The following is a 14,398-nucleotide window of genomic DNA, read 5'->3' as shown; positions in this document are numbered from 1 at the left end:
ACGTGAACTTGCGAAGTTTGGGGGTTACGTCGCGCTTTCTCTTCCCATCATCTTTGCAGTCGGACTTTCAATAGTGATACATCAGAACCCCTGGTTCTCCTTCACCGACAACGCCCTCAGCGACATGGGCTCTCTCAAAAATCCTGCCCGGTGGTGGTTCAACGGCTTCCTGATGGTTTACGCGCTGATAACACTGGTTCCATCGATAGCGGCATTCAGAAACGGGCTCAGCTACTTGATGCCAGCGGCGGCGATCTTCCTGTTCCTTGTCGGCGTCTTTCCCGAGGAAAAGGCGCTCCACGCGCCATCGGCGGTTCTCTTCTACCTGCTGGCGCTGACTGACATAGCGATAATAGGTATCAAGCTCTGGCGCTCCGGAGTGAAGTTTGGCTACCTGTGGAGCGCTCTAGCCGTCCTAACTTTCTTCGCGATGCTCTACCTCACGAGGGTCTTCAAGGGACTCGCAATCCCTGAGCTGGTTGGGGCTGCCACGATATTAGCGTGGTTCGCTTACATTGGCCTCTTACTCCTTAAAGGTTTCAAACTTTAGGTTCTGGAAAGAGCCTTAAAGGGGTCTCCAGAGAGGATAGACCATGAAAGCCGTCGCCCTGCTCAGCTCTGGTATTGATTCGCCCGTGGCCATTTACCTAATGCTTAGGAGGGGCGTAGAGATAACGCCCATCCACTTCAGGCAGGACTCCATCAAGGAAGAAAAGGCCTCGGAGATAGTCGAGATCCTGAAGCGCTACGGGAAGCTCAGCGACCCAATCATTGTGAACTTCTCCGAGGAACACGTTCCAGCCTTTGAGAAACTTAGAGAACTCGGGAAAATCAAATACACCTGCGTCCTGTGCAAGTGGCTGATGCTGAGAAAAGCCTGCAGGATCGGCCACGAAATCGGGGCGAGTGCAATAATAACGGGCGACTCTCTGGGACAGGTCGCTTCCCAGACCCTCGACAACCTGATGGTTGTGAGCACTGCCAGCGACCTGCCAATCTTAAGGCCACTCATAGGACTGGACAAGGAGGAGATAGTGAGAATAGCAAAAGAAATAGGGACGTTCGAGATAAGTTCAAGGAAAGAGCCCCCATGTCCGTTTACGCCCAAATACCCGGTTGTCCGTGCCTCTTTGGGGGAGTTCCAAAAGATCCTCCAGGACTTGATCTGAGTTAGTTTCAACTTTTGACGTGGATACTACCAAAAAATTTTATAAGCCAATGTCCAAAATCTGGGGATGATACTACTGAAAGTTAAATCATTGACTCCTGGTGATGAGAAGTGAACGGCCATCTTTGTGATGACATCAAATCAAGGATCGCAAAAGACGTCCTAGTTAGACTAAACGCGTTTCTTTTGAGTTACTTTGGGTGGATGTTTTTCAGTATTCTGTACATATACATCGGGCGGTGGAGTGTTGACGTAACGGAGCAATTTATCAAGCTCCCGTTCAACTCTCGTGATTTCATTCTAACACTGTTAAACACAACTAAAAGCATTCCTCCCGTATACCATCTCCTAAACGCAGTTTATTACATTGGATTCGCTGGATCCATAGCGTTCATGGTTCTCTACGTCCTTATCTACCTCAAGGACTTCCAAACGTCGGATGAACTGCTCGCCAGATACTTCATCGCCTATGCCACGGCGGGAGCGATATATTTAACGTTCCACATTTATGCGCCGCACTACGTTTACAACGTTCCAGGATACGACACTGACAACCTTTTTACGAGGCAGGAGTTCGTACTCCCTTCACTCCACAACACGTTTGCGGCGATTCACATAATTACCATATGGAAATACCGGAAAAGGCTTGGTGGAAAGGTGCTTTTGACTATCAACACCCTGATCCCCTTTGCAACGGTCTTACTAATACACCACTGGATATACGATGTCCTGGCTGGGTTCCTCCTTGCGTGGGCAATTTCATCGCTGACCGATGGGTGGATGGCAAAAATACCAAGAACCCTGTACCAGCTGGAGATTAGATCCCTGAGTGCCGTCACCTTACTGAATTTTCTGCTGGCGGCTCTTTTGCTGCTGTTTTCGCTAGAACCCCAGAAGTGGATACTGCTGTTCAGGGCGCTACTGAACCAGCCATGAGGAAAAAGCTTATAAATCGCTCTCCCCCCACTTTTAAACGTGCCGGGGTAGCCTAGCTCGGCAGGGCGGCGGACTCGTAATCCGCAGGTCCCGGGTTCAAATCCCGGTCCCGGCTCCATTATTATTATCGGAAGGCCATTCTCACTTCCAACACCTGCTCATCATTGCCGCTGAGTAGCTCCCTTTTGATGTCTGGACTATTTCTCACCAGTTATCTACAATGTGTGCCCTAACGCTAAAAGGGTCAAAAATTTAGTAGAAAAGCCACTGCAAACACTGATACAATCCCTGTCACCCGGGAGCACAACTGCAACAAGCCGCTCGTATCCCCTTGCACCAATGAATCCGTTGAGTATTATGCAACCCTTATTATAGGGATTGCAAAAACTTCTTATAAACCTTTGGATTTTGGGTAGAAAATCCAATGAGTTCTCAAAAGAGCTGAAGAGTTTGATGGACCACTGCTGAACAATAAGAGACACAACAAACGCTAATTCAAGAGCCCCTAAAAAGGCAATCACCCTCTCAACAGGGCCAGCAGGAATCTGAATACATCCTCAGCCCTAAAATGTCCTGTCTCCACACCGTATATCATACTGACAGGAACCTCGACTATTTTCGCCCCCATTTTTGCAGCTTTTATCAGCATCTCGGTTTCTACCTCGTAGCGGTCGCTCTCTATCTCGGGTAGAAACCCCCGCCTGTAAGCTCTAAAGCCGCTCTGGGTGTCGTAGACGTAAGTCCCAAGCTTCAGCCTGATGAGCCTCGTCGTTATTATGTTGCTCAGCCTCCTGTGGAGTGGTCTCTTACCCTGCACCTCGACCTTCCTTGCACCGATTACGAGGTCTGCCCTCCCCTCAACTATTGGCCTCACAAGCTTTCCAATCTCTTCTGGAAGGTGTTGGCCGTCGGCGTCCATGAAGACCACGATGTCTCCTGTGGTGTGCTTTATGCCCTCTCTCATAGCACAGCCCTTGCCGCAGTTCTTTTCAAGCCTGAAGGCCTTAACCCGAGGATCTTTTTCGGAAAAGGAGAGGGCAGAGGAATAAGTATTATCAGACGAGCCGTCATCAACGACAATAACCTCGTCAACGAACTCAGGAATCCTCTCAAGGACTTTTGGAAGCCGCTTCTCCTCGTTGTATGCAGGAATTACCACGCTTATCCTCATACCACCGAGCATCATTCGTCCTCCAGGCGTTCAAGGGCCTTCATCTTCTTTCTCTCGAAGTCGTCCTTGTCGAGGAACTCCCAGTAGTGCTCTTTAGCCGGGAATCTACCCTCTTTGACTTCCCCGCGGTAGTTCTCGAGGGCGAGCTGAATTATGCTGGCTAAATCGGCATACTTCTTGACAAATGGGGGAACGTTCTCGTAGATTCCGAGGAGGTCGTGCCACACCAAGACCTGGCCGTCAACGTGAGGCCCCGCCCCGATGCCTATGGTCGGGATTGAAACCTCCTCCGTCACGAGCTTTGCCACATCTGCAAGAACGAACTCAAGAACCACAGCGAAGGCGCCGGCCTTTTCAAGGGCCTTGGCATCGCGCAGAATCTCCTCGATCTCTTCCTCAGTCTCACCCATCAGTCTGTAGCCCCCAAGGCGGAGGTAGCGCTGTGGAGTAAGCCCCGTATGGCCCATGACTGGGATTCCCATGCGGACGAGCTTTTTAACGAGCTTTTTGTGATCGTAGCCGCCTTCTATCTTTACCGCATCAGCTCCAGCCCGAATTAGCCTCATCGCGTTCTTAACGCCTTCTTCGACGCTGACCTCGTAGCTTCCGAAGGGCATGTCCGCGAGAACTAGAGCCCTCTTTACGGCCTTGGCAACTGCCCGCGTGTGGAAGACCATCTGTTCCATGCTGACGTTGAGAGTGTTAGGCTCGCCGTAGACAACCATCCCGAGCGAGTCTCCGACGAAGACTATGTCCATGCCAGCCTTGTCGGCGAGAAGAGCGGAGGGATAATCGTAAGCCGTTACCATCGCTATCTTTTCCTTCCCCTTCATCTCGATTATCTTCCTCGGCGTTATCTCCCTCATGTCACCACCCCTACCATTTAGACGGCGGTCTAATTAACGGTTTCGATTAGTGGGATTTATAAAAACTCACTCGAATTCTCTTCAGGTGGAAACGTGGAAGAGGAATGGGAGTTCTTTAAACCTCTGGATGTTCCAAGAGAGGACAGCGGAAAGCTCGTGAGGGAGATGCGAGACGATAGAGAAAAGAGAATAATGGGTGAGGGGGTGAGAGTATGAGGAAATGGGAACACTACGAGCACACTGCTGATATAGGCGTTCGCGGTTACGGCTCAACGCTGGAGGAGGCCTTTGAGGCCGTTGCACTCGGTCTCTTCGACGTCATGGTGAACGTTAAGAAAGTCGAGCCTAAGGAGTGCAGGGAAGTTGAAGTTGAGGAGGAAGACCTTGAGGCACTTCTATACAGCTTCCTTGAGGAGCTTTTGGTTCTCCACGACATGGAAGGGCTGGTTTTCGGGGACGTTAAGGTTCGGATAGAGAAGACCGAGAACGGCTACAAACTCAAAGCCAAGGCCTGTGGAGAAGTTCTCAACCCAGAAAAGCACGAGCCGAAGGAAGAAGTCAAGGCAATAACGTACCACGACATGAAGATTGAAAAGCTCCCCGATGGAAGATGGATGGCGCAGTTCGTTCCAGACCTGTGAGGGATCACCATGAGCGCGAGGGACGTTGTTAAGGAGGCGAATCCAGCCTTTTACGAGAGGTATTCGAAGTTAGAGGACAGCGACGAGTTCTGGGAGTTCCTGATAAGGCCGCTCAGGCAGAGCATCAGGGTAAATACCCTAAAGGCACCTCTAGAGGTCATCGTTGAGAGGCTTAAAGAGGAGTTTGAGCTTGAGCCGATCCCCTGGGTTCGCGAGGGCTTCTTCATAAACGTGGACAACCTCGCTAGGGTTCCGGAGCACGGCCTCGGCCTGGTCTTCGGCCAGGAGGCCAGCTCGATGATACCTCCGGTCGTTCTCGACCCGAAGCCGGGAGAACTCGTTCTAGACATGGCTGCGGCACCGGGGTCAAAAACTGGACAGATAGCGCAATACATGCAGAACGAGGGTTGCATAATAGCAAACGACCCAAACAGGGACAGAGCGAACGTTCTGATAGCCAACCTCAACAGGATGGGAGTTCTCATAGCGAGGGTAACAACCAGAGACGGGGCAAGCTTTGCCCGCTTCGAAAACACCTTTGACAGGGTTCTCCTCGATGCTCCCTGCTCCTCGGTGGGGATGATAAGGAAGAGCTGGCGCTTCCTGAGGGAGTGGCGCGAGAAAGCCGTGGTTAAGTACATGAACGTTCAGAAGAGGCTCATCTTGGCCGGCTACAGGGCCTTAAAGCCCGGGGGAGTTATGGTGTACTCAACCTGCACGATAGACCCCCTAGAAAACGAGGAGGTCGTGGATTATCTCCTCAGGAAGACGGACGCGAGGCTTGAGAGAATAGACCTCCCCGTTAAGACCAGCGAGCCGGTGCTTGAATGGGAGGGGAAGGAGTACTCGGAGGAGCTGAAGAAAGCTTTGAGGATCCACCCGAACGACAACGACACCGAGGCGTTCTTCATAGCTAAGATAGTCAAGCCGGGTGATGGCGGTGAGTGAGGAGAAGGCGAACCCGAGGAATGAGATAGGGAAGACGAACGATGCAGAGCTTGTAAAGAGACTTCTCATCGAGAACTACGGCTACGCTCTAGACCTGATATACCTCATCAGGGGCAACCACCAGAAGGTCTATGCGAGGAAGCCCTGCCCCCTAGACGTCGGCAGGAACGACGGCTGGCTCTACTTCGGAAGGATCGAGAGCGACGGGATAAGGCTGACCATCGAGGGAAGCTTTCTTGTCGGGCCGAAGGCGACGAAGAACGTGGTAGAGCTGGACGACGAACGGGCGAGAAGGTATCTGGCCGGTGAGAGCATCGAGGTCGATGAAAATCTCTACGGCTGGTTCATCCTGAAGTGGCGTTCCTACTACCTCGGTTCAGCGAAGGCTAAAGACGGGAGACTCCTAAACTACGTCCCGAAGGAGAGGAGGCTTAGGGCGGAGTAACGGTTTTGTTCCTCGAAACCTTAAAATAACTTTAGGGCTACCTAAGGGGTGGGGTGAGAGAGATGGTGCCACTGAAGAGGATAGACAAGATTCGCTGGGAGATACCGAAGTTCGACAAGAGAATGAGAGTACCGGGCAGGGTCTACGCTGATGACCAGCTCATCGAGAAGATGAAGCAGGACAGGACGCTTGAGCAGGCCGCGAACGTTGCCATGCTCCCGGGCATCTACAAGTACTCCATCGTAATGCCAGATGGACACCAGGGTTACGGCTTCCCAATCGGTGGAGTGGCTGCCTTTGACGCAAAGGAGGGCGTAATAAGCCCAGGGGGTGTTGGATACGACATTAACTGTGGTGTCAGGCTCATCAGAACTAACTTGACAAAGGATGAAGTTAGACCGAAAATCAAGGAGCTCGTTGACACCCTCTTCAAGAACGTCCCGAGCGGACTTGGAAGCAAGGGCCGCGTGAGGCTTCACTGGACACAGCTTGACGATGTATTGGCCGACGGTGCCAAGTGGGCGGTTGACAACGGCTACGGCTGGGAGAGAGACCTTGAGCATCTCGAAGAAGGAGGAAGGATGGAAGGGGCGGATCCAGATGCCGTCAGCCAGAAGGCGAAGCAGAGGGGTGCACCACAGCTCGGTTCCCTTGGCTCCGGAAACCACTTCCTTGAGGTTCAGTACGTTGACAAGGTATACAACGAGGAGATAGCCAAGGCCTACGGCCTCTTCGAGGGCCAAGTTGTGGTCATGGTACACACGGGAAGCAGAGGACTCGGCCACCAGGTTGCGAGCGACTACCTGAGGATAATGGAGAAGGCCAACAGGAAGTATGGAGTCCCGTGGCCGGACAGGGAGCTTGTGAGCGTCCCGTTCCAGAGCGAGGAAGGACAGCAGTATTTCAGCGCGATGAAAGCGGCCGCCAACTTCGCCTGGGCCAACAGGCAGATGATAACCCACTGGGTCAGGGAGAGCTTTGAGGAAGTCTTCAAGAGGAAAGCAGAAGACATGGAGATGGAGATCGTCTATGACGTCGCCCACAACATAGCTAAGCTTGAGGAGCACGAGGTTGACGGGAAGAAGGTGAAGGTCGTCGTGCACAGGAAGGGCGCTACGAGGGCCTTCCCCGCTGGCCACCCGGATGTTCCGAGGGCATACAGGGACGTCGGCCAGCCGGTTCTAATTCCAGGCTCGATGGGTACCGCCAGCTACGTCCTCGCTGGAGCGGAGGGCTCGATGAGAGAGACCTTCGGAAGCTCCTGCCACGGCGCTGGAAGGCTCCTGAGCAGGAAAGCTGCCACCAGACAGTACCGCGGCGACAGACTCAGGAACGAACTCCTCCAGAGGGGCATCTACGTGAGGGCCGCTTCCCTCCGCGTCGTTGCCGAGGAGGCCCCAGGTGCGTACAAGAGCGTGGACAACGTCGTCCAGGTCGTCCATGAGGCCGGAATAGCGAACCTCGTTGCGAGAATGAGGCCGATGGGCGTTGCGAAGGGATGATGTAACTTCTCTGTTTTTTGTTCTTCTGATTCTTCGACATTAAAAAGAGAGGAGTCAGTTCAGATCGCTTGTGAGGAACCTGGCATAAGCCAGGGCAAAGGGCAGGAGCAGCATTACAAGCAGGGCTGCGAGGTTGTTGAAGCCGTAGATGAGTGAATCGCTCAGCGGGATGTAGTAGTTGAAGAACCTGTCGCCTGCGAAGATGTAGCTGACCAGCTGAACATAGTGGTGGGCGGGGTTTATGGAGTGAAGCCTGTTCATCCAGACGTGGAGCTCATCGGCCCATATCTGGTAGGCACTTGTGCCTATTGGAGGTTCGGGGCCAGCGAGCTTTGGAGCGACTATGCCTACTACTATGCCATAGAACACCGTCAGGAAGATGGCAAGACCGACTCCCGCCAGCATTGAGGTTTCGGGCTTCTTTGAGAGCGTAGAGAGGAGGATTCCCAGGGATAAGAAGACCATCGTGTAGAGCATTGTCACCAGAATCGCCAGGAAGCTCCTAAAAAGTGATTCTCCGTCGAGGGGTATTCCAAGGATGAGCATTACGGCTATCATGACTATGTAAGAGACCATGTAAGTCACGGCTATCAGCAAACCCATGCCGAGGAACTTTCCGTTTATGATCTCGTCGCGGTAGACGGGGTGGCCGAGCAGTACCCTCACTGTACCGCTCTCGACTTCCCTGTTTATCGCGTCCGCGCCGAGGGCAACACCTAAGACGGCACCGAGGACGGTTATTATCGTCATGTTGACGGTGAAAAGCATCGCGAGGGGTGTTGTGTAAATCTCGGCGCTGACACCCCAGAGGCCAAGCTCGTTGGAGTCGACGCTCGGAACGCCCATCTGCACAAGGTAATCCTTGATAGAGTAGACGGCCAGTCCAAAAATGATAAAGTAGAGGACAACGATAACGATGAACCTTCTGCTCTTTACAGAGACGTAGAGCTCCTTGAGAGCCAGGTTCCAGATGGGGTTCATCTCCTGCCTACCCTCCTCATAAGCCATATCACCACGCCGAACGCCACCACAAGGAGGAGGATGCCGATCCAGGTGCCGCTTGAGCTCTGAGCAACCCTGACGGTTACCACGGTCTCGGCCTTTGCCTGATCACCCGCAGCCGTCACGGTTATAGTGTACGTACCTGCGGGAGCTGATTTTGGAACGCGGATCCTGAGTTCGGCCTGGGCCGGCCCCGTTGACCAGTAAACACCGCCTCTTCCCCCCATCCCAACGCGGGGAATCGTTGATGGGACAACTTCAACGTCCCAGCCGCTCGGGGCCTGTACTGTGAACTTGACGTTGGTAACTGTTCCCATCGCATCCAGCCAGAGTGCAGTGGCGGTGCTTCCACCCGCTTTAACCGTCAGGGTTGGATTGTCCACGTTTACGCGGAGGGACGCAGGGTTCTCGACATGAATCTTGAGGGGAAGCTCAACTCTTGAGTTTGAGCCTGAAACGACCACCGTGGCGTTTAAGTCCCCGGATTCTACGTTGAACGGCGGAAGGATGACTAGATATGCGCTTCCACTTTCTCCGCTCGGGACTTTAATGCTCGCTATTGGAACGGTGCCTTTGGGGTCCTGGCTGAGGATGTAGCTCCAGCCCTCGGGGAGCCCTTCAACAGTGACCCTGTAATCGTCGTCCTTGGATCCGAGGTTCTTGATAGTTATCGCGACGCTCCCCCCACTTCCTGATGTTACGGTTAGGACATCCCTCTCTAGGGAAGCCTTGAAGTAGTACTCCGCGCGCCTGAGCTTTATGGTCAGGGTTCTCTCCTCCCCATCGGAGAGCTTAACGTCCTCTTCGACTGGGGAACAGCCCTCTGCGCCAGCCAGCACGGTGTACTCCCCTGGCTTGAGCTCAAAGTTTGCGGATCCCGCGGGGGAAACTGTAACGTTCTCACCGCCGACCGAAACCCATCCCCGAATGGGGTTTCCGCTCTCATCAGTGAGGATTACAGTGAGCTTTGCAGGCTCTCCGAGGTACGTCTTGTACACGTAAACGTTCAGAGCATAGCTCTGCCCGTTAACCTCGAACTCTATCCTGTGGTCTCCAAGGGTCGCGTTTCTCGGTATCTCCACCACCAGCTCCGCGGTGAAGCTTCCATCGACATCGAAGCTCCTCAGCCTGTACCTGCCGTCCGTTAAATATACCCCCCACCCCTGTGGAACGCTTCCAGGGGTGAACTCAACCCTTCCCGTCCCTGCGAAGGCAACCGGCACGCTCAGGCTGGTTCCCGCTTCCGCTTCCAGGCTTAGGTAGGGAATTGAAACTTCGATTCCAGCACTCTCAACTTCCAGGCTGCCTGTGAAATTCCCAACGGTAAACTTCACCACGCCGCTTCCAGTCGGCTCAATGTGGAGGGTCAGGCTGACCGTTCCCTTCGGTGGAACCGATATTTCACCCACCTCAACGCCCCCGTAGATGAAGTTCGCCTTCCAGCCAGAGGGCAGGGAGAGAATGCCGAGCTTCAGGTTCAGCTCAACGTCGCTGGAGCTGGTAATAGTGATCGGCACGTCAACGGGTCCAGAAGCTCTAACCTTCCGATACGGGTAGAAGACCGCGTACTCCAGGTTCACGATCTCCGAGGCGGGGTCAGCGACGTAAACCCTTATCTCCTTTCCATTGTATTCGAGTGCCACTAGATCAACCACAGCGCTTCCGTTGACTTCAAGCGTTTTGGTCACCCCGTTTACTGAAACATCAACGGTTTCAGCGCCAACCGAGGTAACTTCGACCGTTGTGCCGTTGAACGAGACCCTCTCCCCAACCTTCGGTTTAAGGGAAGCTACTAACTTTGGCTTAACGGAGACAACCACAAAACCGCCCTGTGGGGTGTAGCTTCCCATAACCACTCTGATGCCATCGCGCTCTATTTCGCGCCCGAAGTCAAAGGGCATGAGTTCAAGAATTTCAGCTCCTTTCTTCAGCATGAGATACGGTGTCCCCACTGCTGATTTGACCACCGTAACGGTGTAGTCGCCCACGGTTATCGCATGTTCCGGTGCAATCCGTCCTTCAAAGACCGTCACGTACGGCTGGGCGCTCGCTAGGGGCAAAAGAAGGAGCATGGACAGCAAAAGGAGAAAGGCTTTCCTCATTCCTCATCCCTCCCGTAGATCGTCTTCATGAAAACATCCTCAAGGCTTGGTTCTTCAACCTCAAGGCTCAAGATAGTGACTCCCTTCGAAGTGAGGTACTGGGAGAGCCACTCCCTTATATCCGAGCGGGCAAAAAGGATAATCCTATTTGGGGCGAGGCGCTCAACCCTGGTGATTTCCTCATGCCGAAGCTCAGGTATGGGCTCTTTCGTCTCCACCTTTATCTCGTAGCCCTCAAGCTCCATGAACTGACGCTTTATTTCCCGTATAGGGCCAACTGCTTTTAGCCTTCCGCGGACGATTATGCCGACGCGGTCGCTCAGCTCCTCGACCTCGCTGAGGATGTGGCTTGAGAAGAAGACGGTCCTTCCCTCAGCCTTCGCCTCCCGAATTACTTCCTTAACCAAATGCGCTCCCTCTGGATCGAGCCCGCTCGTTGGTTCGTCGAGTATCAACAGCTCCGGGTCGTTGATAAGAGCCTGTGCAAGGAGAAGGCGCTGCTTCATGCCCTTTGAAAACGTCTTGGCCTTCCGATAGCGGGCATCCCAGAGACCAACCCTCTTGAGAAGTTCAGTTATCCGCTTTTCCCTCTCGGAATTGCTCATCCTGTAAAAGTTGGCAAAGAACTCCAGGTTTTTCCAGGCGGTAAGTTCGCCGTAGATAGTGGCGTTTTCAGGGAGGTAGCCGATGCGCTCCTTGATTTTTATCGGCTCCCTCGACATGTCCATTCCCAGTATCTCTATTCTCCCATCGTCGGGGATGATGATGCCGAGCATGCTGAGAATCGTTGTGGTCTTTCCAGCTCCATTCGGTCCCAGAAATCCAAAAACTTCCCCCACTTTCACGTCGAAAGTAAGGCCGTCCACGGCCCTGAACGTACCGTATGATTTTGTAAGGTTTTCGATCAGGATAGCCTGTGATGACATAATAACACCCCATTTAATAGTAAAAATCTTGCCGCTTCTAAGTGTGGCTAAGGGTCAGGGTTTTAAACTTTGCTCTTCCACTTGAAATGGGGATTGAAATGAAGGATTTGACACACGTTGACGAAAAGGGTGTTAAGATGGTGGAAGTTGGGCACAAGGACGTTGTTTTCAGAAAAGCCGTTGCCAAAGGCAGGATAAGGCTGAAGCCCGAGACAATAGAGCTGATTAAAGCTGGAAAGACCAAGAAGGGCAACGTTATAGCGGCTGCCCAGATAGCTGGCATCCTGGCCGTGAAAAAGACCCCCGAGCTGATCCCGCTCTGCCACCCAATACCACTCACGGGTGTTGACATAACCTTTGAGTTTGGAGACGACTACATAGAGGCCACCTGCGAGGTCAGGGCCTACTACAAGACCGGCGTTGAGATGGAGGCCCTCACGGGCGTCAGCGTCGCCCTCCTGACGATATGGGACATGGTGAAGGCCGTCGAGAAGGATGAGAACGGACAGTACCCCTTCACAAGGATTGAGGACATAAGAGTCGTGGAGAAAGTCAAGGGAGAAGAATGAATTGGACAACTCTGCCCAGAAAGGGCTATAAGCGTCCCCAAAGATAGGGTAGTGGTGAGTAAAAATGTACTCGGTTAAGAAGAGCAAATCTGGCTACATCTTCGATAAGCCGCGGGAGAGGATTGCCTTCATGTTCCTGAAGGACGGCACCTACTTCATGTACCACGATGGGAGAATTCTCTGCTACTCACTGAAACCCGTTGATGTATCGAGAGAGGAACTTGAGGAGTTTGAAAGAACGGGAGAACCGCCGGAGCTCATCAAGAGAGTGAAGGCTGGGAAATATCCTGAAAACTGCGTCGTCAAAGAACTGCCCCCCATTGATAAGGGCCTTGCCCAACTGAACCCGAATAGAAAGTGCGTGATAATCTTTACAGGCTTCCAGGATACGGTGATAGACTACGTGGAGTGCAACGGCGAAACTTTAGCGGTTGCGAGGCTGATAGACGAACCCGGGAAGGTCTGCCGCTTCGCAGGGAAAGGAAACTACAAGGTGGCGGCGGTCAAGCTGAAGAGGAATGAACCGTGCCTTACCAGGGAAGAATTCCTGAAAAAGGTAGAAGAATGCAGAAAGTGATCAGATGTTGCCGATTCGCTGGAGAACCATTCCTTCTATTCTTATCGGTTCAGTCCTTCTGGCGAGGACTATCGCCTGGTCGAGCCTCGCCTCGTGCTCGGCGTGTATCGTGAAGAGCGGGTCGCCCTCCTTGACCTTTTCCCCGACCTTGACGTAGAGCTCGATTCCAGCTCCCTTGTCCTCAGGCGCTCCAGCGGCCCTCGCTATGGCAGTTATCGCCCTGTTGTCTATTGCTGTGACGTAACCGCTCGTGGCGGCGGTGAAGGTGTAGGTCTTGTCGCCGATGGGTATCTCCTCGGGCTTGATGTTCGGGTCTCCGCCCTGGGCCTCGATGATTTCCTTCATCTTTTCCCAGGCCTTGCCGCTCTCGAGGATTTCTTTGGCCATTTTCTTGCCAGTTCCGGCGGGTGCAACGCCACCCATCTCAAGGAGTATTCCGGCCAGTCCTGTGGCCTTTTCTATTAGGCTTCCAGGGCCTTTGCCAGTCATGAGAGCGGAGAGGGCCTCCCTGGCTTCGAGGGCAGGGCCGACGGTGTGTCCTATTGGCTGACCACCGTAGGTTATTGCAACCTCAACGTACTGGCCGAGCCTCTTTCCAAGCTCTATGAAGTCCCTGGCAAGGCTCCTGGCCTCCTCGACAGTCTCCACCTTAACACCCTTTCCAGTCGGGATGTCAATGAGAACGTACTGACTGCCCATAGCGTACTTCTTTGACATTATGCTGGCCAGCATCAGGCCAGTGGGGTCGATGCTCAGCGCACGCTCGGCCTTTATCGTTATGTCATCCGCGGGTGCCAGGTTGAGCGCACCGCCCCAGACCAGACATGCCCCGACCTTCTCGACGATGCGCTTTATCTCGTCGAGGGAGAAGCTGACGTCCGCAAAAACCTCGACAACGTCGGCAGTTCCCGCGGCGCTGGTGATAGCCCTTGAGCTGGTCTTTGGAATAGTTAAACCTGCCGCCGCCACTATCGGGACGACGAGAATGTTGGTTTTGTTTCCCGGGACGCCGCCGATGCTGTGGACGTCCATTATCGGCTTCCGATCAATATCGAGCATGTCCCCCGTCTCTGCCATCGCTATGGTCAGAGCCGCTATCTCGTCCATGTCGAGGCCGTTTATCTCAAGGGCCGTCACGAAGGAGCTTATCTCGATGTCCCTGAGCTTCCTGTCAACGATGTCCCTCACGATGGCCTCTATCTCGACCTTCCTGAGCTTCTCGCCGTGCATCTTCTTCTTGATGTAGCGGACGCTCTCTGGAGTCCCGGCAGGGATAACGCTGACGGTTTCGCCCTCCGAGAAGTTGTGAAGGTCAAGTACGTCCCTGCTTATACCGACCTCACCCTTTCCGACGAGGTTGCTGAGGGCAACGCTGCCATAGACGGCCTTCTTACCTGCCTCTATCTTAACGAGGTCGTCCGGGTGAAGCTTTGCCTCCTTGGCATCTTCCTCGTTTATTAGAACAGTGTACCTCCCACTGAACATATCGAGTATGCGGATCTTGGCTTTCACTCTACCACCCCCTGGGATTGGTATATTAAAGAA

At 53.4% G+C, this 14,398-nt stretch carries 16 protein-coding genes and 1 tRNA gene; 11 read left to right on the top strand and 6 right to left on the bottom strand.

Annotated features, from left to right (window positions below; all coding sequences use genetic code 11):
* Positions 1-73: 73 nt before the first annotated feature.
* From TK_RS01810 to TK_RS01795, 4 genes are all read left to right on the top strand, one after another.
* Positions 74-550 (top strand): DUF998 domain-containing protein, encoded by a 477-nt coding sequence (locus TK_RS01810; protein WP_011249322.1) that lies wholly within the window; start codon positions 74-76, stop codon positions 548-550.
* 43 nt (positions 551-593) lie between these two features.
* Complete coding sequence (locus TK_RS01805; protein WP_011249321.1) at positions 594-1,169, top strand: 7-cyano-7-deazaguanine synthase; 576 nt, start codon at positions 594-596, stop codon at positions 1,167-1,169.
* Positions 1,170-1,279: 110 nt separating this feature from the next.
* On the top strand, positions 1,280-2,104 hold the full coding sequence (locus TK_RS01800) for a phosphatase PAP2 family protein (RefSeq protein WP_048053652.1): 825 nt from the start codon (positions 1,280-1,282) through the stop codon (positions 2,102-2,104).
* Between the two features lie 41 nt (positions 2,105-2,145).
* Positions 2,146-2,222 (top strand) — tRNA-Thr (locus TK_RS01795).
* Between the two features lie 399 nt (positions 2,223-2,621).
* Here TK_RS01795 and TK_RS01790 read toward each other — a convergent pair.
* Both TK_RS01790 and panB read right to left on the bottom strand, forming a co-directional pair.
* Positions 2,622-3,287 (bottom strand): glycosyltransferase family 2 protein, encoded by a 666-nt coding sequence (locus TK_RS01790; protein ID WP_011249319.1) that lies wholly within the window; start codon positions 3,285-3,287, stop codon positions 2,622-2,624.
* A complete protein-coding gene (gene panB / locus TK_RS01785; RefSeq protein WP_011249318.1) occupies positions 3,287-4,141 on the bottom strand; it encodes a 3-methyl-2-oxobutanoate hydroxymethyltransferase in 855 nt (284 codons plus the stop codon). The genes TK_RS01790 and panB overlap by 1 nt, the downstream gene beginning before the upstream one ends.
* Before the next feature lie 93 nt (positions 4,142-4,234).
* Here panB and TK_RS12285 point away from each other — a divergent pair, with 93 nt between their 5' ends.
* The 5 genes from TK_RS12285 (at position 4,235) to TK_RS01765 (ending at position 7,677) form a co-directional block, all read left to right on the top strand.
* The gene (locus tag TK_RS12285; RefSeq protein WP_011249317.1) at positions 4,235-4,357 is read left to right on the top strand and encodes a hypothetical protein; all 123 of its coding nucleotides are present in this window, start codon (positions 4,235-4,237) and stop codon (positions 4,355-4,357) included.
* On the top strand, positions 4,354-4,782 hold the full coding sequence (locus TK_RS01780; RefSeq protein WP_011249316.1) for an archease: 429 nt from the start codon (positions 4,354-4,356) through the stop codon (positions 4,780-4,782). Before TK_RS12285 ends, TK_RS01780 begins: the two co-directional genes overlap by 4 nt.
* 9 nt (positions 4,783-4,791) lie before the next feature.
* Positions 4,792-5,730 carry a tRNA (cytosine(49)-C(5))-methyltransferase gene (locus TK_RS01775; RefSeq protein ID WP_011249315.1) on the top strand — a complete coding sequence of 313 codons (939 nt, stop codon included), beginning with the start codon at positions 4,792-4,794 and terminating at the stop codon, positions 5,728-5,730.
* Positions 5,717-6,175 (top strand): methyltransferase RsmF C-terminal domain-like protein, encoded by a 459-nt coding sequence (locus TK_RS01770; RefSeq protein WP_083755798.1) that lies wholly within the window; start codon positions 5,717-5,719, stop codon positions 6,173-6,175. Before TK_RS01775 ends, TK_RS01770 begins: the two co-directional genes overlap by 14 nt.
* 62 nt (positions 6,176-6,237) lie before the next feature.
* Positions 6,238-7,677 (top strand): RtcB family protein, encoded by a 1,440-nt coding sequence (locus TK_RS01765; protein WP_048053651.1) that lies wholly within the window; start codon positions 6,238-6,240, stop codon positions 7,675-7,677.
* Between the two features lie 54 nt (positions 7,678-7,731).
* Here the strand turns inward: TK_RS01765 and TK_RS01760 are convergent, their stop codons facing one another.
* The 3 genes from TK_RS01760 to TK_RS01750 are packed head-to-tail and all read right to left on the bottom strand — an operon-like array spanning position 7,732 to position 11,707.
* Entirely contained in the window at positions 7,732-8,685 is a 954-nt protein-coding gene (locus TK_RS01760) for an ABC transporter permease (RefSeq protein ID WP_232500594.1), read from the bottom strand.
* The gene (locus tag TK_RS01755; RefSeq protein WP_011249311.1) at positions 8,655-10,781 is read right to left on the bottom strand and encodes a COG1470 family protein; all 2,127 of its coding nucleotides are present in this window, start codon (positions 10,779-10,781) and stop codon (positions 8,655-8,657) included. The genes TK_RS01760 and TK_RS01755 overlap by 31 nt, the downstream gene beginning before the upstream one ends.
* Positions 10,778-11,707: an ABC transporter ATP-binding protein gene (locus tag TK_RS01750; protein WP_011249310.1), complete on the bottom strand. Its 930-nt coding sequence runs from the start codon at positions 11,705-11,707 to the stop codon at positions 10,778-10,780. Before TK_RS01750 ends, TK_RS01755 begins: the two co-directional genes overlap by 4 nt.
* 98 nt (positions 11,708-11,805) lie before the next feature.
* On the opposite strand from TK_RS01750, the gene moaC reads away from it, so the two are divergent.
* Positions 11,806-12,276 (top strand): cyclic pyranopterin monophosphate synthase MoaC, encoded by a 471-nt coding sequence (moaC, locus tag TK_RS01745; RefSeq protein ID WP_011249309.1) that lies wholly within the window; start codon positions 11,806-11,808, stop codon positions 12,274-12,276.
* A gap of 64 nt (positions 12,277-12,340) precedes the next feature.
* Entirely contained in the window at positions 12,341-12,853 is a 513-nt protein-coding gene (locus TK_RS01740) for a hypothetical protein (protein ID WP_011249308.1), read from the top strand.
* On the opposite strand, the gene TK_RS01735 is transcribed toward TK_RS01740, so the two are convergent.
* On the bottom strand, positions 12,854-14,365 hold the full coding sequence (locus TK_RS01735; RefSeq protein WP_011249307.1) for an AMP phosphorylase: 1,512 nt from the start codon (positions 14,363-14,365) through the stop codon (positions 12,854-12,856).
* Between the last annotated feature and the right edge of the window lie 33 nt (positions 14,366-14,398).

Source organism: Thermococcus kodakarensis KOD1 (genome assembly GCF_000009965.1).
Taxonomy (GTDB): domain Archaea; phylum Methanobacteriota_B; class Thermococci; order Thermococcales; family Thermococcaceae; genus Thermococcus; species Thermococcus kodakarensis.
This window is presented reverse-complemented; position numbering and strand designations above follow the sequence as displayed.